This is a genomic window from Flavobacterium sp. NRK F10, assembly GCF_024054235.1.
Lineage (GTDB): Bacteria > Bacteroidota > Bacteroidia > Flavobacteriales > Flavobacteriaceae > Flavobacterium > Flavobacterium sediminis.
Window position 1 is genome coordinate 1,475,748 of sequence record NZ_JAMXLC010000001.1, and the last position, 25,531, is coordinate 1,501,278.

25 protein-coding genes are annotated in these 25,531 nt (G+C 35.7%); 2 read left to right on the forward strand and 23 right to left on the reverse strand.

Annotated features, from left to right (window positions below):
- Positions 1–7: 7 nt before the first annotated feature.
- The 4 genes from NHF50_RS06710 to pgk all read right to left on the reverse strand — a co-directional run bounded on the left by NHF50_RS06710 (position 8) and on the right by pgk (position 4,331).
- Positions 8–454, reverse strand: coding sequence for a GNAT family N-acetyltransferase (locus NHF50_RS06710; RefSeq protein WP_252775463.1), 447 nt, complete (start codon positions 452–454; stop codon positions 8–10).
- Between the two features lie 129 nt (positions 455–583).
- Positions 584–1,564: a DUF4837 family protein gene (locus NHF50_RS06715; protein ID WP_109568982.1), complete on the reverse strand. Its 981-nt coding sequence runs from the start codon at positions 1,562–1,564 to the stop codon at positions 584–586.
- 35 nt (positions 1,565–1,599) lie between these two features.
- Complete coding sequence (locus tag NHF50_RS06720) at positions 1,600–3,096, reverse strand: lytic transglycosylase domain-containing protein (protein ID WP_109568983.1); 1,497 nt, start codon at positions 3,094–3,096, stop codon at positions 1,600–1,602.
- A 47-nt stretch (positions 3,097–3,143) separates the two neighbouring features.
- Positions 3,144–4,331 (reverse strand): phosphoglycerate kinase, encoded by a 1,188-nt coding sequence (pgk, locus tag NHF50_RS06725; protein ID WP_252775464.1) that lies wholly within the window; start codon positions 4,329–4,331, stop codon positions 3,144–3,146.
- Positions 4,332–4,485: 154 nt separating this feature from the next.
- Here pgk and NHF50_RS06730 point away from each other — a divergent pair, with 154 nt between their 5' ends.
- Together NHF50_RS06730 and NHF50_RS06735 are read left to right on the forward strand one after the other, a co-directional pair.
- Positions 4,486–5,634 (forward strand): DNA polymerase III subunit delta', encoded by a 1,149-nt coding sequence (locus tag NHF50_RS06730; protein WP_109568985.1) that lies wholly within the window; start codon positions 4,486–4,488, stop codon positions 5,632–5,634.
- Positions 5,635–5,639: 5 nt separating this feature from the next.
- A complete protein-coding gene (locus tag NHF50_RS06735) occupies positions 5,640–6,023 on the forward strand; it encodes a DoxX family membrane protein (RefSeq protein ID WP_109570628.1) in 384 nt (127 codons plus the stop codon).
- A gap of 69 nt (positions 6,024–6,092) precedes the next feature.
- On the opposite strand, the gene NHF50_RS06740 is transcribed toward NHF50_RS06735, so the two are convergent.
- The 19 genes from NHF50_RS06740 to mnmG all read right to left on the reverse strand — a co-directional run.
- The gene (locus NHF50_RS06740; protein ID WP_109568986.1) at positions 6,093–6,680 is read right to left on the reverse strand and encodes an OmpH family outer membrane protein; all 588 of its coding nucleotides are present in this window, start codon (positions 6,678–6,680) and stop codon (positions 6,093–6,095) included.
- Between the two features lie 90 nt (positions 6,681–6,770).
- Positions 6,771–7,979, reverse strand: coding sequence for a 3-oxoadipyl-CoA thiolase (gene pcaF, locus NHF50_RS06745; protein WP_252775465.1), 1,209 nt, complete (start codon positions 7,977–7,979; stop codon positions 6,771–6,773).
- The gene (locus NHF50_RS06750; RefSeq protein ID WP_252775466.1) at positions 7,972–8,511 is read right to left on the reverse strand and encodes an aromatic acid exporter family protein; all 540 of its coding nucleotides are present in this window, start codon (positions 8,509–8,511) and stop codon (positions 7,972–7,974) included. The genes pcaF and NHF50_RS06750 overlap by 8 nt, the downstream gene beginning before the upstream one ends.
- Positions 8,512–8,538: 27 nt before the next feature.
- Positions 8,539–9,885, reverse strand: coding sequence for a 3-oxoacid CoA-transferase (locus tag NHF50_RS15810; protein WP_308219309.1), 1,347 nt, complete (start codon positions 9,883–9,885; stop codon positions 8,539–8,541).
- Between the two features lie 13 nt (positions 9,886–9,898).
- Entirely contained in the window at positions 9,899–10,675 is a 777-nt protein-coding gene (gene pcaD, locus NHF50_RS06765) for a 3-oxoadipate enol-lactonase (RefSeq protein ID WP_252775467.1), read from the reverse strand.
- Positions 10,676–10,677: 2 nt separating this feature from the next.
- The gene (gene dmpI, locus NHF50_RS06770) at positions 10,678–10,881 is read right to left on the reverse strand and encodes a 4-oxalocrotonate tautomerase DmpI (protein ID WP_109568990.1); all 204 of its coding nucleotides are present in this window, start codon (positions 10,879–10,881) and stop codon (positions 10,678–10,680) included.
- A gap of 11 nt (positions 10,882–10,892) precedes the next feature.
- Complete coding sequence (locus tag NHF50_RS06775) at positions 10,893–11,183, reverse strand: muconolactone Delta-isomerase family protein (RefSeq protein ID WP_109568991.1); 291 nt, start codon at positions 11,181–11,183, stop codon at positions 10,893–10,895.
- A 15-nt stretch (positions 11,184–11,198) separates the two neighbouring features.
- A complete protein-coding gene (locus NHF50_RS06780) occupies positions 11,199–12,320 on the reverse strand; it encodes a muconate/chloromuconate family cycloisomerase (protein WP_252775468.1) in 1,122 nt (373 codons plus the stop codon).
- 99 nt (positions 12,321–12,419) lie between these two features.
- Positions 12,420–13,796, reverse strand: a complete 1,377-nt coding sequence (locus tag NHF50_RS06785) for an MFS transporter (protein ID WP_252775469.1) — start codon at positions 13,794–13,796, stop codon at positions 12,420–12,422.
- Between the two features lie 11 nt (positions 13,797–13,807).
- Positions 13,808–15,139 (reverse strand): hypothetical protein, encoded by a 1,332-nt coding sequence (locus NHF50_RS06790; protein WP_252775470.1) that lies wholly within the window; start codon positions 15,137–15,139, stop codon positions 13,808–13,810.
- Positions 15,140–15,167: 28 nt separating this feature from the next.
- Positions 15,168–15,959, reverse strand: coding sequence for a 1,6-dihydroxycyclohexa-2,4-diene-1-carboxylate dehydrogenase (locus NHF50_RS06795; RefSeq protein WP_252775471.1), 792 nt, complete (start codon positions 15,957–15,959; stop codon positions 15,168–15,170).
- Between the two features lie 24 nt (positions 15,960–15,983).
- On the reverse strand, positions 15,984–17,336 hold the full coding sequence (locus tag NHF50_RS06800; protein WP_109568996.1) for an aromatic acid/H+ symport family MFS transporter: 1,353 nt from the start codon (positions 17,334–17,336) through the stop codon (positions 15,984–15,986).
- A gap of 78 nt (positions 17,337–17,414) precedes the next feature.
- Positions 17,415–18,431 (reverse strand): benzoate 1,2-dioxygenase electron transfer component BenC, encoded by a 1,017-nt coding sequence (benC, locus tag NHF50_RS06805; RefSeq protein WP_218925792.1) that lies wholly within the window; start codon positions 18,429–18,431, stop codon positions 17,415–17,417.
- 4 nt (positions 18,432–18,435) lie between these two features.
- Entirely contained in the window at positions 18,436–18,921 is a 486-nt protein-coding gene (gene benB / locus NHF50_RS06810) for a benzoate 1,2-dioxygenase small subunit (RefSeq protein ID WP_252775472.1), read from the reverse strand.
- A gap of 16 nt (positions 18,922–18,937) precedes the next feature.
- Positions 18,938–20,278, reverse strand: a complete 1,341-nt coding sequence (locus NHF50_RS06815) for a Rieske 2Fe-2S domain-containing protein (RefSeq protein ID WP_109568999.1) — start codon at positions 20,276–20,278, stop codon at positions 18,938–18,940.
- Positions 20,279–20,411: 133 nt separating this feature from the next.
- The gene (locus tag NHF50_RS06820; RefSeq protein WP_109569000.1) at positions 20,412–21,335 is read right to left on the reverse strand and encodes a dioxygenase; all 924 of its coding nucleotides are present in this window, start codon (positions 21,333–21,335) and stop codon (positions 20,412–20,414) included.
- A 371-nt stretch (positions 21,336–21,706) separates the two neighbouring features.
- Positions 21,707–22,594 carry an AraC family transcriptional regulator gene (locus NHF50_RS06825; protein ID WP_109569001.1) on the reverse strand — a complete coding sequence of 296 codons (888 nt, stop codon included), beginning with the start codon at positions 22,592–22,594 and terminating at the stop codon, positions 21,707–21,709.
- 171 nt (positions 22,595–22,765) lie between these two features.
- Entirely contained in the window at positions 22,766–23,611 is an 846-nt protein-coding gene (locus NHF50_RS06830; protein ID WP_109569002.1) for a bifunctional 2-polyprenyl-6-hydroxyphenol methylase/3-demethylubiquinol 3-O-methyltransferase UbiG, read from the reverse strand.
- A gap of 156 nt (positions 23,612–23,767) precedes the next feature.
- Positions 23,768–25,531 (reverse strand): tRNA uridine-5-carboxymethylaminomethyl(34) synthesis enzyme MnmG (gene mnmG / locus NHF50_RS06835; RefSeq protein WP_252775473.1); only part of this gene is annotated, 1,764 nt, incomplete at its 5' end.

Genomic DNA, 25,531 nt, shown 5'->3' on the forward strand with positions numbered 1-25,531 from the left:
AATTAATTCAGCCTTTTTTCATTCTAATATGTGGAATATCGTCTTCCAGATACATCTCGCTTATTTTTACAAAACCATGCGCCTCGTAAAACTTTTGGAGGTATTCCTGCGCTGAGATGGTTATGGTCTCTTCTCCGTAAAAATCTGAAATTGCCCGGATAGAGACTTTCATTAATTCATGTCCGAATTTTTTATCTCGATATTTCGGGCTTACTACTACACGGCCAATGGAACTTTCATCAAAATAATATCCTTTATCAAAAAGACGGGAATAGGCTGCTAAATTGCTTTCATAATATCCCAAAACATGCAATGCTTTTTCATCTTTACCGTCAATATCCTGATAAACGCAATTTTGTTCCACTACAAAGACCTCTGATCGTAATTGTAATAGTTCATACAGTTCTACTATTGAAAGTTCGTTAAAACGCTTTATTTTAAATTCTAAATCCATTCAAAAATATCTAATACCAAAAATTGTCATTCCGATCAAAGAAGAAGTCTCATACTTTTTTAAAAATGAGATTTAGCTTAGCTAAGATTTCTCCCTTCGTCCGAAATGACAATTATAATGTTGTTTATCTTATTTCAAAAATTTTACTGATTTGATAATGGCTTCCAGTTCAAAAATCAGATCACGTTTTGATTTAGACGGATTATAGGTAAATCCTTCTAAAATCAGGTAGCGATTGTTCTTTTCGTCACGAATGGCATAATTGATAAACGGTCCGGCCATATAATCATTTTTCAATTCCCAAGTTCCTTTCGTTTCGTATGTTTTTCGACCTTTAATAGTTGTATTAAAAAGATAAGGTGCATAAGCCTCTTCTGTAATCATCCAGGTATTATCAAGAGTTCCGTGAATAAATTGTTTTCCGATGGAATCCCGCATGGCTGTAATATTTCCTATGGTATTACTATCCTTGTCTATTACGTGAAGCGGTACTTCATAAACCAAAACACTGTTATAACCGGAAGAAAATTCTTTTCGTATCCATAAGAATTTATCTTTTACCATATCGTATTTGTAACCGTAACCGATATTAAGTTTTATACCAAATTGATCCTGTATCTTCTTGTCACTGATCAAAGATTTATTTAATCTTCTTTGATTTTCATCAACTTCTGATGATTTGATACTATTGATAATAACTGAAGACTTTTCTTCAATTAACTGTAGTAACTCTTCATTGGTTTTTCCTACCAGATAAAACACTTTTTGCGGTACAGCAAACTCATTTTGTTTTTCAACAAAACCGGATCTATTACCTTTATTTACAATGATAATGTTTCGGCTTTTGCGAATGATCCCTTCAAAAATCTTTATCGGATACTGATTCAGATTAAACAAGGGTTCCTCTTGTGGTAATCCGTCAACCGGTGCAGCAAATTTTTTACGGATAGAATCTCCTATTTCACCACTCCATAAATTTTCATCAATAACAACTGATACATTATTAATCTTTCCGTTAGATTCCGGCAGGAGAGCCTTAGGATCTTGCTTTTTCTCATCACACGAAAATAAAAGCAACATACTGGCAACAATTACAAAAAACTTCTTCATTTTTTAACGTTTATGGTTTAATATAAATAAGGAAATTAACCGTTTATTTTAAGTTTCATTCCCGGTTTTATATTATCCCCACTAATATCGTTCCATTTTTTTAAATTATCGGCTGAAATTCCCGGAAATTTTTTAGCGATGGAATATAAAGAGTCCCCTCTCTTTACAATATAATAGCCGTCAGCTACTGAATTTGCTGATCGGGAAGAAGATGAATAATCATTGGTATAGATCTTTAATGTTTTACCTGCATGAATCATATTTCCTCGTAAATTATTCCATCTTTTGATATTAGAGACAGACGTATTGTACTTTTGTGCTATAAGACCAATACTTTCTCCGGAACGGATCTTGTGATAAATCAAACTTCTATTCAGATTAGCATCTGCCAAGGCAGAATTGGAAGTAGAAACTTTCTCTTTCTGTTCATCCAGATGCTCTACATACGCATAGATCTTTTCTTCGTTAGACACAAATAAACCTATTTTGTTCTTAGGCAAACGCAAAAAATGAGCTTTTTCAGTTGAAAACGGAATAACCTGAATTTTATAGATCGGGTTCAGAAATTCAATTTGTTCAACCGGGATATCTAAAATATCTGAAACTTGCTGAAAAGTCATTTCTCGTTTAACAGCAATAGTATCGGTTTCAAAATATGTTACAGGTGCTTTATTTGGCTTGATAGCATGCTCTTTATGGTATTCATAAATGTACATTGTCGCCAGAAAGGCCGGAACGTAGTTCGCTGTTTCTCTCGGTAAATTTCTACGAATATTCCAATAGTTCTGACTTCCTCCGGAACGACGGATTGCCTTAGAAACATTGCCGGGTCCAGCATTATAAGAAGCTAAAACCAAACTCCAGTCGCCAAAAATATCGTATAAATTAGATAAATATTGACAGGCAGCTTCTGTCGCTTTTAACGGATCATAGCGTTCGTCTACATACGAATTTACTTCTAGGTTGTATTGTTTTCCGGTAGGATACATGAACTGCCACAAACCGGTTGCTCCGACACGCGATCTCGCTTTCGGATTCAATGCAGATTCTACAATAGCTAAATATTTGATTTCCAAAGGAACATTGTATTTGTCTAAATGTTCCTCAAACATAGGAAAGTAATACTCCGAAATTGCCATCAAACGCTCAAAAGAGCTTTTTCTGTTCTTTAAAAACGCTTTGATTACATTTTCTAATGCCGGAGTATATTCAACATTGAAAGGAGATTTTGCATCCAGGCTTTTTAAACGTTCCTTTAACAAGTCTGTTGATAGATCAAATGTGACCGTTGAGTCGATATCTGTCGTTACTACATCTGTTAGCATTTCTTCAAAAATCTCATCATTAGATAACTCCGCCATCCATCTTTCATCGATACAAGTACTTGTATTGTGATTGACAAAAGTGCTTTTAAGAGAATCTAAATACGACAGCTTAGGTAGCTCTAAATTAGGCTCATTAAGCTCTTTTTCCTGTGCAAAAGAGCTTAGTGCAGCCATAATAATTAAAGCGGATAATTTTATTTTTTTCATCGTTTGTATTGTTTATTTAGGGCAAAACAAACTTAAGGAATATTTTTCTATTCTAAAATAGCCGCAATTCCGGGTAGTGTTTTACCTTCTAACATTTCCAGCATTGCCCCGCCACCGGTTGAAACATAACTCATTTTATCTTCCAATCCGAATTGTTTAACTGCTGCCACACTATCGCCTCCTCCTACTAAAGAAAAGGCTCCTTTTTCGGTTGACTCGGCAATAAACTCTCCTAATTGGATTGTTCCTTTTGCAAAACTTTCCATTTCAAAAACACCAAGCGGACCGTTCCATAGTATCGTTTTTGAATCCAGAATAATTCGTTTGAAAATCTCTAATGATTTCGGACCTGCATCTAAACCTTGCCATCCGTCAGGAATATGATTTACATCTACCACCTGTGTATTAGCATCATTAGCAAAGGCATCTGCAGCAACTACATCAATTGGTAAATGGATTTGAACTCCTTTTTCTTTTGCTTTTTTCAAAATTTCGATAGCCAGATCTAATTTGTCATCTTCACAAATAGAGTTACCTATTTTTCCACCCAAAGCTTTAACAAAAGTAAAGGTCATACCTCCGCCGATGATCATGTGGTTTACTTTGTCTAAGATATTTTCGATAATGGTAATTTTAGACGAAACTTTACTTCCTCCTAAAATTGCCGTTACCGGTTTAACAGAATCGTTCAATACTTTATTGATACTTTCGATTTCTTTTGCTAAAAGGTAGCCAAAACATTTTTTATCACTGAAAAACTGGGCAATAATCGTCGTTGAAGCATGAGCACGGTGGGCTGTACCAAAAGCATCGTTCACATAAATATCACCTAATTTTGATAATTTTTCTGCAAAAGCTACATCTCCTTTTTCTTCTTCTGCATGAAAGCGAAGGTTTTCTAATAAAACAATATCTCCGGCCTGCATTGCCGCAACTGTAGCTGCAACTTTGTCACCGATACAATCATCAACAAAAGTTACTTTTTTACCTAAAACTTCTTCTGTTTTAGCCACAATATGTTTTAAGGAATACTTTTCTTCCACGCCTTTCGGTCGTCCTAAATGGCTCATTAAAATCACACTTCCGCCATCATTCAATATTTTATCAATTGTAGGCTTGGCAGCTTCAATACGAGTAGCATCGGTTACATTGAAATTCTCATCTAAAGGAACATTAAAATCTACTCTGATAATTGCTTTTTTGTTATTGAAATTAAAGTCGTTAAGTGTTTTCATTTTTATTTTATTTTTGGAATACTTGCAAATATAAAGTATTGTAACCTACAAATTTAATACAAACGTCACATTTGCCATATTTTTTAACGGAATCGTTTTCGGATTTTGAAAAATTAAAATTTACAGTTTAGCAATTTTTGATTAGGTTTGTGCTATGCTATTTCAAGACGTTTTAGGACAAGAACACATTAAAAATCACCTGATTAGAACTGCTAACTTAGGAAGAATACCTCATGCACAGCTTTTTGCCGGTCCGGAAGGTAGCGGAACTTTGCCTATGGCAATCGCTTATGCGCAGTACATTTTATGTCAGAATAAAGGGGAAAACAACAACGGCAATGAGGCTTGTAATTTAAAATTCAATCATTTTTCCCATCCCGATCTGCATTTTGTTTATCCGGTGACTACAAGCGAAGAAGTTAAAAAAAATGCAACCAGTGCAAGTTATCTGACCCACTGGAGGACTTTTTTAAAAGAAAATCCATACGGCAATTTATTTGACTGGCTTACTCAGATCGGCGTTCAAAACAAACAAGGTCAGATAGGAGTGGATGAAGCCACGGAAATCAACAAAGCTTTGTCATTAAAGGCTTATGAAGGTGGATATAAAGTAATGATTATATGGATGGCAGATAAAATGAATATTGCCGCTTCAAACAAATTACTAAAGCTGATTGAAGAGCCACCTGCCAAAACCATTTTTATCTTAATCACTGAAAACCAGGATGAGATTCTTCAAACCATTCAATCCCGTTGCCAGGTAATTGATTTTTTGGCAGTTGATGAAAATTCCATTGCGAAAGCCTTAATGAAGCACAAAGGCTGTGAAGAAAATCTGGCTTATAAAATAGCGCATCAATCCAACGGAAATTACAACAAAGCGTTGCACTTGTTCCATCATGATGCCAGTGAGTTTCCTTTTGAGAAATGGTTCATCGATTGGGTGAGAAGCGCCTTTCGTGCTAAAGGGAATGCTGCTGCTATTTTAGACTTAATTTCTTGGAGTGAAACCATAGCCGGATTAGGACGTGAGGTTCAAAAACAATTTTTATATTATTGTATCGATTTTTTCAGACAGGCCTTATTACAGAATTACGGGGCAGAAAAACTGGTATATCTGGAACCTGAGACTGAAAAGTTTGAACTTAGAAAGTTTGCTCCATTTGTTGATGGTGGCAATATTTTACCTATTTTTAAGGAGTTAGAAGATGCTATTTACCACATTGAACGCAATGGAAATAGTAAAATTATTCTAACAGATCTATCTATTAAACTAACCCGACTCATTCATAAAAAACAATAACTATGATTCCTCAAGCAGCACCTATTTTAATTTTAATTCTATTAGCCCTAACTTTTTTACAATCCGGTTATGACAAGATAAAAGACTGGAAAGGTAATGTAGAATGGCTTAAAAGTCACTTTAACGGTACTTTTTTAGGAAAACAAGTTCCGCTGGCCTTATTTCTTATTTTAGTTTTGGAAATTTGTTCCGGTGTAATGTGCGTTTCCGGTATAATAGAATTATTCAATACTCCTGATACTATTGTAGGTTATTATGGAGCCGTTCTATCGTGTATAACGCTTTTATTTTTGCTTTTCGGACAAAGAATTGCTAAAGATTACGATGGTGCCAGAACCATTGTTATTTACTTTATTCCGGCTATTTTAGCCGTTTACTGGTTAGGGTAAAGTAGTATTTGTAAAATAAAAAAAGACCAGATAAAAATCTGGTCTTTTTTTATTTTATAGAAAATGGTATTATTTTTCTTCTTCTTTCGTTTCTTCTGTAGCTTCAGCTTTTTCTTCTGTTTTACCTTGAGAAGCTTTAAACTCATCGTTTAACGATTTTAAAACTTCTTGTGTAATATCATAGTTATCTTTAGCATATAAAACTGTAGCAGCATCACCCGTTCCGTAGATATAATCATACCCTTCTTTTTTACCGTATTCTTTGATATAGTCTTTCATCGATTTAATGATTCCTGTACGGATACTATCGCTTTCTACCTGAATTTGACGTAATAAAGCATCTTGTTCCATTGCTAATTGTTGCTCTCTTTGTTGTAACTCAGCACCTTTTTGTTGTGCCCAAGCCATCCCTTTTATTTGAGCATTGCGTTGGAAATTATTAGCCTCATCCTGAAAAGCTTGTAATTTTGCTTGCAACGGACGACCCATTTCCTGCGATTTTACTTTGAACTTTTCGTCTTCATCTTTAAACTTTTCATATTTTTCTAAAAGTTCAGCTGTGTCAATATACGCTGTTTTATAAGCCGGTGTGCTTTCTTGTTTGTTACAAGAAATCATTGCAATTGCAAGTCCTAAAATTAAAAATGCTTTTTTCATTTGTTATTATTCAAAATTTTACGGCGGTAAAAATAAGAATTCCTTATCAAGTTACCAACTCCTAATTTTTAATTGGATGGAACCGTGTTTTTATACTTTCTCTAAAAGTAAAGCATAACCTTGTCCTACACCCACACACATGGTGGCTAAAGCATATTTTTTATTTTGTTCCTGCAACTCTAAAGCCGCACTATAAACAATTCGCGTTCCCGACATTCCCAGTGGGTGACCAATAGCAATAGCACCGCCATTGGGGTTAATTCGGGCATCGTCATCTGCTAAACCAAATGCTCTGATACACGCTAAACTTTGAGCGGCAAAAGCTTCGTTTAACTCAATAACATCAATATCTTTTAATTCTAATCCGGCTCTTTTTAGTGCTTTATACGAAGCACCAACCGGACCGATTCCCATAATTCTCGGTTCTACACCTACAACACCGGAACTCACAATTTTAGCTATTGGCTTCAGATTGTATTTTTTTACTGCTTCTTCTGATGCTAAAAACACGGCTGCTGCACCATCATTTAATCCGGATGCATTACCGGCTGTTACAGTTCCGTCTTTTTTGAAAGCCGGTCTTAACTTTGCTAATATTTCCGTTGTCGTATTTGGTCTGACGAACTCATCTTTTTCAAAAAGAACGGCATCACCTTTGCGCTGTGGAATTTCGACTGTCATAATTTCTTTAGCCAATCTTCCGTTTTCCTGCGCTTTTGTAGCTTTCATTTGTGAACGATAAGAAAATAAATCCTGATCTTCCCTTGAAATATTGTACAACTCTACCAAATTTTCGGCAGTTATTCCCATTGGGTCAACACCATACATTTCTTTCATTTTCGGGTTTACAAAACGCCATCCGAAGCTTGAATCTTCCATTCTAGAATCGGTTCCAAAAGCTTTAGACGGTTTAGAAACCACTAACGGTCCTCGAGTCATGTGTTCTACCCCGCCGGCAATATAAATATCACCATCACCACAAGCTATAGCTCTGGCTGCATTTACGATAGAAGACATCCCTGATGAGCACAAGCGATTAATTGTTTCACCCGGAATAGTATACGGCAAACCTGCCAATAATAAAGCCATACGCGCTATATTTCGGTTGTCCTCACCTGCCTGGTTATGACAACCTAAAATGACATCTTCAATTTCTTCAACGGGAATCTCAGGATTTCGTTTAACCAATTCTTTGATCACTGTTGCTGCTAAATCATCTGTTCGTACTTGTGATAATCCGCCGCCGAAATTTCCAACGGGAGTACGGATACCATCAATAATATATACGTTTTTATTCATTTTTAATATTTTTAAAGCCTTCATCTTCAGGCAAATTCCATTTTTTTCGCAGAAAGTTAATTCCGTAAGAAGTAATCACTGTTATTGCTAATCCTATCAGACAGCCTAAAGCAACACCGGAAAACCTTTCAATAGCTCCCATCCAACTCATGTTGTCCCGTTCGTAGATCAAAACAATGATCAAAGCCACAATTGCTGTACGTACCACATTCATCAATTTAAAAACATAACAGATAATGATGGCTAAAACAATCCCTACAATGATCATAAAAAAGTTGGGAGCTCCTATCAAAAAGCAAAGCAATCCGATTCCGGATCCGATAAAATTGGCTTTAAAACGCTCTATTGCTAAGCGTTTGGAATCTTTGGCCTCCGGTGAAATCACCAGAACGATAGACAACAAAGCCCAATATAACTGGTGCTCAATAAAATGAACATATAATTCATATCCGATCCAGAAACCTAAACAACATCTGAAAATATAGATTGCTAAGTCAGAACCTATGCTATATTTGATTACTTTTTCCAGCATATTTTATCTTATTTATCTCAATTAAAATTAAGATAATTTTTCTATAAAATGTGCTTCTGTTTTTTGTTTTATTTCTTCTAATGTTGCTCCTGGCATCACTTCTGTCAAAGTCAATTGACCATCAATATACTTAAATACTGCCAAATCAGTAATAACCATATCTATCGACTCAATTGCGGTTAATGGCAATTTACACGTAGGTACAATTTTAGACGAACCATCCTTGTTAGTATGCGTCATGGTAATGATCAATTTTTTAGCTCCCGAAGCCAAATCCATAGCGCCACCAACCCCTAGTAAAGGTTTTCCTGGAACAGCCCAATTGGCTAAATTAGCCGATTCGTCTACTTCCAAACCTCCCATAACAGCCACATCAATATGTTTCCCTCTGATCATGGCAAATGATTCGGTACTGTCAAAATAACTACTTCCCGGTAAAGCTGTCACCGGAATCTTTCCGGCATTAACCGGATAATCTAAAGCGCCTCCACCATCTTTCGGAGCAGGACCAACGCCCAACATTCCGTTTTCAGTGTGTAAAATGATCCCATGTTCCGGTGTAATTAAATCGGCAACCAGAGTAGGAATACCAATTCCCAGATTTACTACATCGCCTTTTTGAAGTTCCTGAAGCGCTCTTTTTGCCATATTCATTCGGCTCTCGCTTACTTTTTTAGAAGAACTTACGGAAGCTGAACTACCTAAATCGTCCAAATGCAGCGTAGCTTGTACTAAGTAATCTACAAAACAACCCGGCGTATGAATTTCGTTAGGATCAATAGAACCTTCCGGTACAATTTCTTCTACCTCAGCAATAACCAAATCAGCAGCTGTTGCCATGGCTCTATTGAAATTTTGTTCAGTCATCCTGTAAACCAAATTTCCGGCGGTATCAGCTTTCCAAGCTCTGATAAAAGCAATATTTCCGCGAATTCCTTCTACAAAAACCTGTTGCACGCCTTTCAATATTTTTGTTTCTTTTCCTTCAGCAATTACCGTTCCGGCAGCCGTTGGTGTAAAAAAACCACCAATTCCGGCTCCCCCAGCTCTTAACGCTTCGGCCAAAGTACCTTGCGGAATTAATTCGTATTCCACTTTTCCTTCCTGAGCTGCTTTAACCGCTTCGGGATTACTGGTAAAAAACGAACCTATCATTTTTTTGATTTGTCCGTTACGCAATAATAGACCGCCACCTAAACCAGGTTCACCTACATTATTTCCGATAAACGTTAAATCTTTCGTATCTGTTTTGGCTAAAGCATGCATTAAGTGCACCGGATTTCCTGTCATTCCGAATCCGCCTTGTAGCAACACATCGCCATTTTTCACCAATTTTGCGGCCTCTTCTAAAGAGATTTGTGGTGTTTTTTTCATTTTCTTAGTTCTTTTATTTTAAAAAATCCAATAGTGCTTGATTAAACTCAGCGGCAGCTTCTACATTGGAAAGATGTGCTGCGTAAAATGCTTTTAATTGCGCATTTGGAATTTGCTCCTGCATAAATTTTCCGTCTTCAACGGTTGTAACGACATCTTCCGTTCCGCAAATGACTAGGGTAGGAGCTTCAATTTCATGTAATTGTGTTCTGAAATCGGCATCGCGAACCATAGCACAATTGGAACAATATCCAGCTACATCCGTTTTAGCGAATACGTCTAAAATAGGTTGGATTTGATCGTAAGAAGATGCCCTGAATTTTTCGGTAAACCATCTTTCGGCAGTTGCCGGAACAATATTGGCCAACCCATTTTCGGAAACGGTTGCAATTCTTTGGTTCCAACCATCAAGTGTTCCAATTTTAGCCGCTGTATTACAAATGATTAATTTTTCAATTCGTCCTTTAGCGTGAATTCCTAACCATTGTCCGATTAATCCGCCCATAGAAAGTCCGCAAAAAGCGAATTTTTCAATGTTCAAGAAATCGAGTAGTGCTAAGACATCCTTACCTAATAGTTCCGCAGAATATTCGCCCGAAGTCACTTCACTTTGTCCGTGACCGCGAGTGTCCTGAAACAATAAGTTATACTCCTGAGATAACGCTTCTATCTGAGGGTTCCACATGGAAAAATTGGTTCCTAAAGAATTAGAAAATACCAATGTTTTATCCTTGCCGTTTTGCAAGTATTCGTAGTGGATTTTTGTGTTATTTACTTTAGCAAAAGACATTTTTATTTCTTTTGAAGTTTTTCTTTAATCTGAGTAACTGTTTCACCAGCCATAGCAAAATTATCATCTGGATATTCATGAATTTTTACTACGAAATATTCCTTGGGAGTTCCTGTTACCTCAACCCCAACTTCTACTAATTTTTGAAGCAATTCTCGCTTTTTTTCTTCGCTAATTTTTCCTGATTCAAATGTTATGATTGGCATAATTCTATTTTTTATAAAAGTGTTTCTCTAACAGCATTTGGGTGTTTGCAAAGTGCTTTTACTTTGATGTCCATATATGGAAAAAGGGGTAAAGAGCTGATGATCGCATGCAATTCATCCGGGCTTTCTACTTCTAAAACACTTACGTTAGAATATTGTCCGGCCACACGCCACAAATACTTCCACTTTCCTGATTTTTGCCATTTTTGAGAGGTTTCTTGTTCTCTCTTGATATAATCTTTCAATTTATCTTCATCCCAAGTGGTTGGAATATTTACATCCATTTCGACTAAGAATACCATAACTTTATATTTTTATTATTTTCTTCTGTATTTTTCTAATTTGTCTAAATCTAATTCTAATCCTAAACCAGGACCTGAAGGTAATTTCATAGATGAATCTGTAAATTCAATTCCTTTTTTTACAATGTCATCCGTTAGCAATAAAGGTCCGAAAAGTTCAGTTCCCCAAGACATATTTTTTAATGTACTGAAAGCATGCGCTGAAGCGACTGAACCAATAGTTCCCTCTAAAAGTGTACCTCCATACAAACTGATATCGGCTGCTTCGGCAACGGCTGCTGTTTTCAACACATTGTACAAACCACCTGATTTTCCGATTTTTAAAGCAAAAACATCACCTCCACGTATTTTTGCCAGTTTATACGCATCGGAAGCATCATTCAACGCTTCATCAGCCATAATGGGTACAATAAACATATTGGTTAAACGTGCCAGACCTTCAAAATTATCTTTTACAATGGGTTGTTCAATTAAATCAATTCCCGCATCTTGAAGTTTCGCAATTCCAATTTTAGCCGTACTTTCATCCCAAGCTTGGTTGACATCTACCGTGATCTTAATTTCTTCTCCTAAAGCCTTTTTAATAGCCGCTACGTGAGCAATGGAAATTTCCGGAGCTCTCCATCCGATTTTAAGTTTAAAAGTATTGTGACGGCCTATTTTGATTAATTCCTGAGCTTCTTCAATGTCTTTTCCGGTATCACCACTAGCTAAAGTCCAAAGTACCGGTAAACGGTCTGTATTGGCTCCGCCTAATAACGTAGCTACAGAAACACCTAATCTTTTCCCTTGAGCATCTAACAATGCGGTTTCTACGGCCGATTTTACAATTCGGTTTCCGCGGATGCTTTTTTCCAACACATACATGATTTGGTGAATATTGGTCGCATCTTTTCCGATTAAAAGAGGAGCAAAGTAGGTATCAAAATTCAACTTCATGCTTTCCGGAGATTCTTCTCCGTAGCTTAATCCTCCGATAGTTGTGGCTTCACCGATTCCTTCTATTCCATCACTACAGAAAAAACGTAGGATAACCATAGCTTGATTACGCATTACCGTCATGGATAAATGATGAGGTCTTATTGTAGGTAAATCTACGATTATGGCTTCTACTTTCTGAATGGTTATATTTGACATATTCTTTTTAATTTTTTTAAATCCCGTAAAGTTACTAATTGATTCAGGTTCAAAAATTATACTTTTCTTATTTTTATTGGATGAATCTAATCCGTGTGATTAGTGCGCTTCTTTAAACTTTGACAACCTGTGCAACGATAACACCACGACAATCAAATAGATAGCAGCCATACTCATTGCAATTACATAACCATTGTAATTATTTCGAATGGCAAAGAAAAAAACACTTCCGATTACACTTATTCCTAATGCCGAAGAAAATTGTTGAACCGTTACATAAACACCACCGGCGGCGGCGGCATGTTCCACGGGAATCTTTTTCAAGGCATAATTCAAAATGGAAGGTAAAAGTGTTCCTTGTCCTAAACCGTAAATAAACATAAAAAACGGAATCAAGAAAATATTTTCTTTACTGTCTAATGTAAGCAATTGTAATACAATGGAAAGAATCATTAAAATTCCGCCACCAATCAGGAGCTTTATTCCATATTTTGCCAAGAAACGAAACGCTATTAAAGACGAAATTAGAAAACCTACGCCATTAAATGAAAAATATCGACTTGCTGTTAAAGCATCGATATGTAAAACCCTTTGGAACTGAATTGCACACATTAACAAATACGAATTATGTGCTCCCCAAAAAAACAAGGCTATTACTAAAATTAAATTGAAACTTCGTATTTTAAATAGGCTAGTGGTAAGCAATGGGTTTAATTGCCGAATGGTTTTTTTGTGTTGATTTCTTCCAAAGAAAAACAAAAGTAAAAACGCCGACAACAACAATGAAACCAAGCTTACTGAAAAACCGGTTTCGGGAATTGTGGTTAAACTATAAATTAATGCTGAAAGTGAAACGGTTAACAATAAAACCCCTGATAAATCAAATCGTTCTTCGCTTTTTTGCTTGGTTTCTTGTAAACTAAACCAAGCTAAAGCTAAAGTAATTATTCCTAAAGGCACATTGATTAAAAAAATCAAGCGCCAACTTTCTTCAATAAAGTTTGATGCTACAAAATAGCCTCCTAAAAATTGCCCGATAATAGACGCAATTCCTAGTGTAACGCCATAATAACCAAAAGCTCTAGTTCTTTCATTGGGTTCTCTAAACGCCACTTGAATCATGGTCAAGGTTTGTGGCACCATGAATGCAGCAGAAATCCCTTGAATAAAACGGAAGGTAATAAGTTGCCAAATGGTTCCTGCCAACCCACACATGGCCGAACTAAACGTAAAGACCAGCATACTCCACAAGAACATTTTTTTGCGTCCGTAAAAATCTCCCGCTCTTCCGCCTGTTATCAAAAAAACGCAATACCCTACTAAATAAGAACTTATTACCAGCTCCGTATGACTATCGGTCGCTGTGAATTGCGCCCTGATTGCCGGTAGAGCCATGTTTACAATGTAAACATCTACCACAGTTAATAAGGGCGACATTAATATCACAGCAAGAGAAATCCATTTATTTTGTAGCATCAAACTATGTTTTAAAAATTGAATGTAGTTGCAAAAATTATTCTGGAATTTGCCACATCACTTAAATTTGTAACGGCTCTTCCTCTGTTATCAGCATCTCCCCATTCAGCCATAGAATATTCAAACTCCAAACCAAATTTTAATTTGTTCAACACATACTCTAGTCTTGGCGCAACGCGATAGATATAATTAATGGTTCTTGATCCGGATCCGGCTCCAATTCCGCTAACAACTGCCGAAAATCCGTAAGCTTGTGCCGTAACCGTTGGGTCACTATTAGATTTGTCAACACCATTGTTTTTACTGTATCCAGCAAAGAAACCCGATACCAATCTTTTATTCGTTTTAGCAGTAAAATCAATCCAATATGCCTGAGTATTCATCGTTTGATAGGTTTCTAAACTGCCATCAGGCTTGGTAAAGCCAACAAAACCTCCTAACATAATGAAAGATGCTGCATTTTGAGCCAAAGTAGCTTCTGATTTAAGCGTAAAATGTTTTGTATCCAATCTTGAATACAACATTCCGGTTACACTATTCAATCTTTCGTTAGAATATAATCCTAAAGTTCCTGAACTTGTTTTCGGGCGAATGTTTTCATAATGTCCGGCTAAACCAATGATAAAATTATCTGTTTTATAATTGAATTGTAAATGCCCTGCCGGAACACCACTATTTGTATAGGGTTCTGTATTTGCTGTGAAATCACGTTGTGAAATTGCCGCAACAATCATATTGAAATGATTTCCTAATTTTTGTGTTAAACGGATTTGCGGATTCCTGTTATAAGGCATATACGGCGCTCCGCCACTGAAGTTTACCGTTCCTGGAAAGATTTCAGGAATCGTTAACGGATGCCAAAACTGTCCTGCTCCGATTTGTGTTTTTTTCCAATTTAAGGTAATCCAAGCATGTCGCAAACGAAATTCATTGATTCCTCCTTCGGCATTACCAAAATAATCTCCTTCTAAAACTCCGTTTAATTTTGCTCCAAAAACATCAGGTCCTTTGATTTTTACACCCATTCTGGAAAGAATTGATAACATTTGAAATTGTGATGCCGAATTGATATCCTCTCCGTTAGCATCATATTTTCTGTCTTTGGCCCACATTACAACAGCCGCTTCTCTCACATCTACTGTTTGTCTGGAGTCTAACATCGCATCGTGACGGATAAATCCATAAAATTTTAGGTTAACATCACGCTCTTTTAAATATGCATCTACAGCGTTTTGTATTTTTTTATTTTCAGCTATTGAATCTAGTTCTATGTTTTGGGAAAAGCAAAAGCCTCCTATGAACATTAACAAAATGCTAATGCTCTTCAATATATTTTTTCTCATTTTTGATTAGTTCTTTATTTATTTTTGATTAACCCAAGTCGCCTCCCGAAACCGGAAGTGTAATTCCGGTGATATAAGAAGCTTCGTCAGAAGCTAAGAATAAAATAGCTCCAACTTGTTCGTTGATAGTGCCATAGCGTTTCATTAAGGTAGAATCAACCGTTTGATCTATAATTTGTTGGTACCAATTTTTCTCGTTTTCCGATTGTTCATTTGGATTACGCGGAATTATTCTTGGTGGAGCTTCCGTTCCTCCGGTGGCAATTCCGTTTACCCTAATATTTTTGGTTGCATTTTCAAAAGCTAATGACGCTGTAATAGCATTCACTCCGCCTTTTGCTGCAGCATAAGGAACACGATTGATACTTCTTGTAGCTATAGAAGAAATATTGACAATAGCTCCAGAATTTTGTTCAAGCATATAGGGTAAAACCGCATGACATCCCCAAAGTGTCGGAAATAAAGAACGTTTGATTTCTTTTTCAATTTCATCTACTTCGTAGTGTTCGTAAGGTTTTGCCCAAATAGTACCTCCCACATTGTTGATTAAAACATCAATTCTATTGAAAGTAGCTTTAACCTCTTTGAATGTCGCAACAAAATTTTCATACACTTCTAAATCGGCAACAATTCCTATTGCTTCGCCGCCTAAAGCCTTAATTTCATTAACAACTTCGTGCACAATTTCAGAACGGTCTACCAATGCTACTTGAGCCCCTTCTTGAGCAGCTCTAACAGCCACTCCTTTACCAATTCCTTGACCTGCACCGGTTACTACAATAGTTTTATTCTGGAAACGATTGGGAAAAAATTTATTCATTTTTGTAAAAAATAGGTTCTGTATTTATCCTAATTTGGGTTCTGTTTGAAGTTCAACTTGTGAAGTTACTTTGTTAACGTAAGCATATTTTAGACTTACAAAACAAATAGCCAAAGCACCGATAGCTCCTGGAATAGCGAAAATCATGAAATTTGCTTCGAATGGTAATCCCATACTCAATAACGCTCCTCCAAGAATTGGTCCTGCCATTCCTCCAAGTCTACCTACACCTGAAGCCCAACCAATTCCTGTTGAACGAATGTCCATAGGGTAGAACTGTGCTACATAAGCATATAATAAAATTTGAGTTCCAATAGTAGTTGCTCCAGCCATACCGATCAACAAATAAAGTACAAAAGTGTTACTCTTGAACCCTAATAAACTCAACGAAATTGCAGCTAGCGACAAGAAGATGATCAAAACTTTTCTCAAGTGAAATTTATCACCTAACCATCCGCCGCCAATGGCACCAATCATCGCTCCAACATTTAACGCTAATAAGAATGATAAACTAGATCCTAATGGATATCCCGCTTGATTCATCAATTTTGGTAACCAAGAATTTAATCCGTAAACCATTAACAAACACATAAAAAATGCTATCCAGAACATTACAGTACTGATACCTCTTTTATTTTTGAAAAGTTGTACTAAACTTGCTCCCGGAACTTTTTCAGGTGTTTCAAAAGTTACTTTTTCATTGGCAGCAATAGCATTTGGGTCAATTTTTGAAACGATTTTTGAAGCTTCTTCATTTTTACCACTTCTCACTAAAAATCCTAAAGAATCTGGGAGATATTTTAAAATAATAGGCAATAAAACTAGTGGAATTGCACCTACATAGAATACAGATTGCCAGCCGAAACTAGGCAAAAGCAACATTCCTAAACCTGCAGAAAGCATTCCACCTACTGCATAGCCACTAAACATTATTGTTGTTAACAAAGAACGCATTTTTTTAGGTGCATATTCTGTGATTAATGCAACGGCATTAGGCATTAAACCACCAATTCCTAAACCTGCTATAAATCGGCTTAATCCAAACTGGAATGGCTCAACTGCTAAAGTACTCACTAAAGTAAATACGCTAAAAAGAACCAAACAAATTATAATCGATTTTTTTCGACCAATTTTATCAGCTAATGGTCCGAAAATAAGTGCCCCGAACATCATGCCGAATAAGGCATAACTTCCTAAAGTCCCGGCTTCCATCGGTGTTAGGTTCCATTCTTTCATCAAAATGGGTAAAACCACACCGTAAATGACTAAATCATACACATCAAAAATGATGATTAAAAAACACCAGAAAAGTACTTTCCAGTGAAAACTTCCGAATCGAGCGTCGTCGATTACCTGTTGAATGTTGATAGTTCTCATGAGTTTTATTTAATTTTTGGTTGTTACGTTATTGGGTTAGTTTTTGTTTTTTGGTTAGTTTTTGTTTTTTGGTTAGTTTTAGGTGGTAACAGCGTGGCCTGTCGGTAAAAATTTTTCTAAATAAAAATTGCTGTATTGAATTCCTTCTGTTGCTAATGATTCTTTAACGGCTTCCACCATAGGATTGGGTCCGCAGATGTAGATATCATAATCGTTTTCCGTTAAATTGTCCTTGGTAATCCATTGGGTAACAAATCCTTTTGGAAAACGAGATGATTCTTGTCCAGAAACACAACACTCAAAGTTGAAATTTAGCTTCGATTGGAATTCTTTTAATCGATCTATTTCCACTAAATTTTCTTCTGTTGTAGCTCCGTAGTATAGTGTAATTGGATTGGAATTTCCTTCGGCTGCTAAGCTTTCCAGCATGGCTAAAAATGGTGCAATTCCTGTTCCACCTGCAAAAAATAAAGTTGGTTTTTCAATTTGTCGCAAATAAAAACTTCCTAAAGGTCCGGTTACATTCAATGATGCGCCTACTTGAGCTTCATTTTTTAAATATTCGCTCATTAAACCATTGGGAACCATTCGAATTAAAAATTCTAATTCATTTTGGCTACCTTTATTTGCAAAAGAGTAGGAGCGCGTTTGTTCACTTCCCGGAACTTCAATATTTACATATTGTCCTGCTAAAAATTCTAGAGTAGCATTATCAGGCAATTGTACTTTTAACTGAACGATTTCGGGAGATAAATAGTTAACGGCTGAAATTGTAGTAGCAAAAGTTTGTGTTTCTACCTTACAAGCTGTTGAGCTGGCAAAAATTTCAATAATCATATCCGATTCCGGAGTCATTTGGCAAGCCAAACCAAAACCTTGAGCTGCTTCTTCATCAGTTAAGGCTTCATCAATGTAATCGCCTCCGTCATAACTTCCTGATTTTACTTTGCACTTGCATGTTCCACAAGCTCCGTCTGCACAATCTAATGGAATATTAATTCTATTGCGATAGGCTGCATCGGATACTTTTTCATTCGGTAAACCTTCAATTATCTTGGTTACACCATCCTCAAAATTTAAAGCAATTCTTGACATAATTTTAAATATGATAAACGTCTAAAACCTGACGTATGTAATCGTTTTTGACTACAACTTTTTTGTTAGTAATTAAAAAGGAATCTTCTGTTTTTTGTAATGTGTAGTTACTGGTTCCGAAATAAATATCTGTTGTTTTGTAACGGAACGAGTAGGTGTGCCAGTTAAAACGAACTTTAATTTCGTTATCGTTTTCTTCTACGATTTCCACATTTGTAATATTATGAGAAGTTCTGGGTTCAGGCATTGAGGCAGAAGAGCGCTCCGTTTTGATACGGAAAACACGATCTTCCAATCCACCGCGATTAGGATAATAAATCAATGAAATCTCGGATTGAAAATCAGTAGTGGTTTCATCTTCATCAGTCCAAGCGGGCATCCAGTACATGGCATCTTCATGGTAACATTCTAACCAATTTTCCCACTCTCTATCATCTAAAAAACGAGCTTCTTTGTATAAAAAAGCAGTTATTTTTTCAAAATTTGTCATTTTAAATTCTAATTAATTAAACTAATTCTTCTTTAGAAACACCTTTAATCAAAGTTTCTTTCCAGTATTCATGTTGCGAAACAAACAAACCTTCGTCTTCCGATTTAATTCCGCTTATTACCGGATTAATTCCCATTTTTTCAGCATGATCATCTGGTCCGTAAACCCAATGTGTTGCACCGCGACTCATGTCGTTATAAGGCAATTCAGTAGATTCATAAGCAATTTGACATGAACGGAATTCCTCTAAATCATCGGGAGTTCCCATACCGGTTACGTTGAAGAAATCTTCGTATTGACGAATTCGGGTTGAACGTTCTTCTTTGCTTTCGCCTTTTACACCGAAACAATAAATAGTGATTTCGGTCTCATTCACTGAAATTGGTCGAACTACACGAATTTGAGTAGAAAACTGATCCATAATGAACACATTAGGATAAACCCCTAAATTGCGTGTCATTGTTAGCATAAATCCAGCTTTTTCTTCACCGAATTCTGCTATTAAACGATCTTTTTGTTTGTAGATAGGACTTACTTCCGGATTTAATTTGGTTGTCCAAAGCAATATATGACCGTTTTTAAAGCCATATCCGCCCGCTCTGGGCGATTTACTCCATCCGTTGGCATCAACTGCCTTTGTACCTTCTTTTTCGTAATTACGGCGCGCCATTGTGGCTACATAATTCCAGTGTACAGAAGAAACATGGTAACCATCGGCTCCGTTTTCCATTTGTAACTTCCAATTTCCGTTGTAAGTATATTGTGATGAACCGTTTAACACTTCTAAACCTTCCGGAGCTTGATCTACAATATGATCGATAATTAAAGTAGTGTCATTAAGATATTCTTTTAAAGAAACTACATCAGGATTTAAGGAACCAAAAATGAAACCTCTATACGATTCTAAACGTGCAATTTTTTTTAGATCGTGAGAACCTTCGCAGTTAAATTGTTCCGGATATCCGCCTGCCTTGGAATCTTTTACTTTTAGTAGTTTTCCTGAATTGTTGAATGTCCAACCATGAAACGGACATGTAAAAGAGGATTTATTTCCTTTTCTGTAGCGGCACAGTTGTGCTCCTTTGTGTGAACAGGAATTGATAAGTCCGTGTAATTGTCCTTCTTTATCGCGAGTAATTACAACCGATTGACGACCAATAGTTGTTGTATAATAGTCGTTTGCGTTAGCTACTTGCGATTCGTGTGCTAAATACACCCAATTATTCTCGTAGATGTATTTCATTTCAAGTTCAAATAATTCAGGATCTGTAAAAGCTTTTCGGTTGTGCTGATACTTTCCGTTTTCTTTATCGTGAATTAATAAAGAATCGATATAATTTACTGTGTTTTGTTCCATAATTACTTCATTTTAGGCAATAGAAACCCTCCTCTGGAATAGAGTTTTTTAAAAGATTTAAAATAATTTGGTGATTACTTGTTAAGAAGAGAAAAAAACCGTGTTATAGAAAACACGGTTTTCATGTAGTTTATTAGGCTGTAACAATAGCTGCTCTGGTTCTGTGGTTTTCACCCGGAGCTATTTTTGTAGAGTCATGAACCATGTTAAAATCGAAATCGATAGAAGCAAATGCTTCGTCTTTTCCTAAAGCTTTCGCTTGTTCTGCAGTATAGTGAGTGATTGGCGGAACCAATTCTTCTCTATCTGCAAAAGCAAAATCCTGACCTAATAACGGATCTCCGTCAATATTGATCTGCGTTGTTAATTTTCTGTAGTTAGGAGCAGTTACAAAGAAGTGGATATGTGCCGGACGAGAACCGTGACGACCTAACCATTTCATTAAATTATCGGTACAACCATTCGGAGGACAGCTATATCCTACAGGTAAGAATGATTTGAATTGGTATCTTCCGTCTTTTCCTGTACGAATAGCTCTTCGCAAGTTAAATTCAGATTGTGTGGAATCAAAATACGAATACAATCCTTTTAAGTTACAATGCCAAACTTCTACTAAGGCACCTTCAACAGGATTTCCTTCTTCGTCAACTACAGTACCTTGCATGTACAATGTTTCATCACCTTGATTTGGTTCATTTTCTAATTCAGCATAGCTTAATGACTCCGGTGAACCGGCAACATATAACGGACCTTCGATAGTACGAGGTGTTTTTAAATGAACACCTGCTTGCTCGTCTTCCCAGTCCATTCTTACATCAATAAAGTGCTCAATTCCTAAACCTGCAAATACAAGCCCCCATTCGTTGTTTTTTCCTGTTTGAGTTAGCCAATCACACGCATGCCACATTTCTTCTGAAGTGATATTCAAATCGTCCATGGCATAAAATAAATCTCTCAACAAACGAGCTACAATTTCTTTTACACGCGGGTTACCTTCTCCATTTTTTTCCTGAGATTGAATTCTATTCAATACTTCATCGATTAACTCTCTAGTCATAATTTCTGATTTTTTAATTAATAGTAAGTTTTTATATAATAAAAGAGCGAATTATTAATTTGATAATATTCCTCAAATCTTAATATGTATTATTTATTTTTTTATACATATTTTTTAGTTATATGCAAATTTTGCATTTATTTGGAGCAAAAAATTATGTTTTTAAATAAAAAATAGGACAAATCGATTTTTTTTACACTTTAAATAAAAAAAAATAGCATTTTTTACGTTTTCAAACGTTATAGTAACCCAAAAAAGGGGACTTTTGAATAGAACTGAAAAATATAAATCAATTTGAGAAGAAGTTAAGAAACTGATTTATACAGTCTTTAAAGAAAGAAAAGATTTAAGAGTAATATATTGATAAGAAATTATTTAGCACCTATTGAAGCTCGGTATTCTTTTGGAGTCATCCCTGTTTTCTTTTTAAATAACCGAGTTAAATAACCAGGATCGTTTAGCTCAATTTTATAAGCGACATCAGATATAGATAACTCAAAATCAGCTAGCATTTTTTTGATCTCATCAATGTAATATTCAATAATAATATCTTTTGGTGATTGACCGGAAACTTCTCTGCAGATCTTATTTAAATAGCCGGCAGATATATCTAAAAGTGAGGCATATTCTTCTACACCGAATTTGAATGAATTCTTCTCCCTAATTAACTGTAAGAATCTTCTGTAAAATAAAGTAAATTTATTATCTTGAATTTGTATCGATAATTTAGAAGTTGTAGGGATCCTATACAATCGTAACAATAACATTCCTACCAGATATTGCAATGCGTGTTGTTTTGCCGGTAAATCGCTATGGTATTCATAAATACACTTGTGCAAAGTATTATAAGCATCACTAATCAACTTGTCTTCAGCATCATACTTAAAAATATGTACTTCATCCATTCTGATAATTATATCAGCATCCAACTTAAGCATGTTTTCCATACTCTTATCATGCAACGAAATAACCCAACCTTTTACATCGGGATGCATTTTAAAACCATGAACAATATTTTTAGGAATGGTTAAAAAAGAAATACCTTCAATTAATTCGGAGCCATCATTAATCAAAAACTCAACAGAACCTTCTTCAATGAGAAAAATTTGAAAAAGGTTACTATGAACATGTGGCTTAATAAGCCATTCATGTCTTTTTCCTGTTGCTTCGAAAGAACCGATATGGATTGTTTCCCGAACCATGTTAATGGAATCGTCCCCATAGATACCTTTAAAAAAAAGTTTTTCTTCCGAATTCATAAAATTTCAAGTTTAAACAAAAATAAGAATAAACTATTAAAACAGCAAAAAGATAGTTTTTTATTATAAAAACCGACTTAAATAAATCGATTTTGATTGATTTTTATATTTTTTGAATGGTTTTATGTGTTTTTACATTTAAAACACTTTAAAAATGCCTTAAAATAAGTTTTAGTTGTTTTTTAAGACGTAAATGTGTGATGAAAATTCCTTTTTAAAGATTCCATATACATTTGAAGCAAAACCGATATAAAATGCTTTGACCGGATTCATTTTTCCGCTTTTATATTTTTCTGACAATAAGCTCACATAAAAACTATCAAACCACATCGGTTTAATTTTTAATAACCCGATATTTTTCTCAGAAAACATTTTTCGGATCGATGTTGCTGAAAAATGCCAAAGGTGACGAGGAACATCATAGGCTGCCCAAAATTCTTTGTAATGCTTGGCATCATATGATTTGTAATTAGGAACTGCTATCACAATAATTCCTCCCGGTTTACAAATTCGTTTCAATTGTTCTAATTGATAATCCAAATCCGGAACGTGTTCCAAAACATGCCACATAGTAATCACATCATAACTCTGATCTGGAATGAGTTTTAAATTTTCTCCAAACGGAATTCCTTTACTCTTTGCAATTGTTTTTGCTTTTTTATTCGGTTCCAAACCTAAAACATGCCATCCTTGTTTTTGAGCAGCAACTAAAAAATCTCCTGTTCCGGCACCGATGTCCAATAAAGCTCCTTTTGTTGCAAAATTCGAAATTAATTGCACTTTGCTTTGAATGGCATATTTTTTTACTCTTTGGTATATTTTTTCAAAAAATGTGCGTGAACCATCCGTATGTGAAATATAATCTTCACTTTCATAATAAGAAGGCAATTGCTCTAATGATGGAGTAGGAGTGGTTTTTAAAATTCCATACTCAACATTTTCTAACAAAGAAAAAGATTCTCCGGAAACCGAAAAATCTTTTACGTTTATGTAAATATTGTTTTCTTTGAATATCATTCTTTTATTCCTTTATGTGACTTCTCGACTTCGCTTAAAGTGACAAAATTAAATTGTAAGATTAAATGTTTCACGTGAAACAATTTTAAAAAATAGAATCAAAAGGAAAGCATAAAATATTTCTTTTGTATCTTCTTTACTCTTTTCTCTCTAAAATTATCTTCCCATATAAATCAACAGCACTGAAATATCACTTGGTGACACACCACTAATACGTGATGCTTGTGCAATTGTTTTAGGTCTTATTTTATTTAACTTTTGTTTTGCTTCTATTGAAATAGATCTAATCTTATCAAAATCGAAATTATCAGGAATAGTTACATCTTCTAATCGATTCAATTTATCAGCATGATTTTTTTCCTTTTCAATATAACCTGAATATTTTACCTGAATTTCTGCTTGTTCTACAATTTCGTTATCTAAATGATGTTCGTTAATATATTCACTTACCTTTTCGAATTTTTTAAAATCTTCTAATTCTAATTGCGGACGCGAAAATACTTTAAACATTTTATCTGGCTGCGCCATCGGAGAAGATCCTTTTGCTTCTAAAATAGGATTAGCTTCTTCCGGTTTTACACTGGTCTCTCTAAAAAACTGAAGAAATGCTTCCGATTTAACCATTTTTTCTTCCATACGCTCCATACGTTCTTGTTTTGCTAAGCCTATGGCATATCCTTTAGGAGTTAAACGTAAATCTGCATTATCCTGGCGCAATAAGGTTCTGTATTCTGCGCGAGAGGTGAACATACGATACGGTTCTTCTGTTCCTTTAGTTATCAGGTCATCAATAAGAACACCAATATACGCTTCGTCACGTTTTAAAATTAACGGCTCTTCTTCTTTCACTTTTAATGCCGCATTAATCCCGGCCATTAAACCTTGAGAAGCTGCTTCTTCATAACCCGTGGTTCCGTTAATTTGTCCGGCGAAATATAAACCTTCGACCAATTTGGTTTCTAAAGTATGTTTTAACTGCGTAGGAGGGAAGTAGTCATATTCAATAGCATAACCCGGGCGGAAGAATTTTACATTTTCAAATCCTGCGACCGAACGCAAAGCATTGAATTGAACATCTTCCGGTAAAGAAGTAGAAAAACCATTTACATAGACTTCAACTGTATGCCAACCTTCCGGTTCTACAAAAAGTTGGTGACGATCTTTATCTGCAAAACGATTAATCTTATCTTCAATTGAAGGACAATAACGTGGCCCAATACTTTTTATTCGTCCGTTAAACATCGGACTACGATCGAACCCTTCACGCAACAAATCATGTACTTCAGGAGATGTATAGGTCATCCAACACGAACGTTGTTCTTTTAAAGGTTGTGTTTGATTAGAATAGGAGAACTTTTGAGGATTCACATCACCAGGCTGTTCAATCATTTTAGAATAATCTAAAGAACGTCCATCCACACGTGGCGGCGTTCCGGTTTTCATTCGCCCGGATTCAAAACCTAAATTCACTAGATCTTCTGTAATTCCGTAAGAAGCACTTTCTCCGGCACGGCCACCTCCGAATTGTTTTTCTCCGATATGGATCAAACCATTCAAAAAAGTCCCATTGGTCAACACAACCGTCTTTCCTTTTATTTGTAATCCTAAGCCGGTTTTCACTCCGACTAACTTTCCATTCTCGGTTAAAATACCGGAAACCATTTCCTGATAAAAATCTAAATTAGGTGTTTGCTCTAACATCAATCTCCATTCTTCAGAAAAACGCATTCTATCACTTTGGCATCTTGGGGACCACATAGCAGGGCCTTTTGAAACGTTCAACATTTTGAATTGGATTGCAGTTTTATCAGAAACAATTCCTGAATAACCACCCAACGCATCAATCTCACGAACGATTTGTCCTTTTGCGATTCCACCCATAGCAGGATTACAAGACATTTGAGCTATGTTTTGCAAATT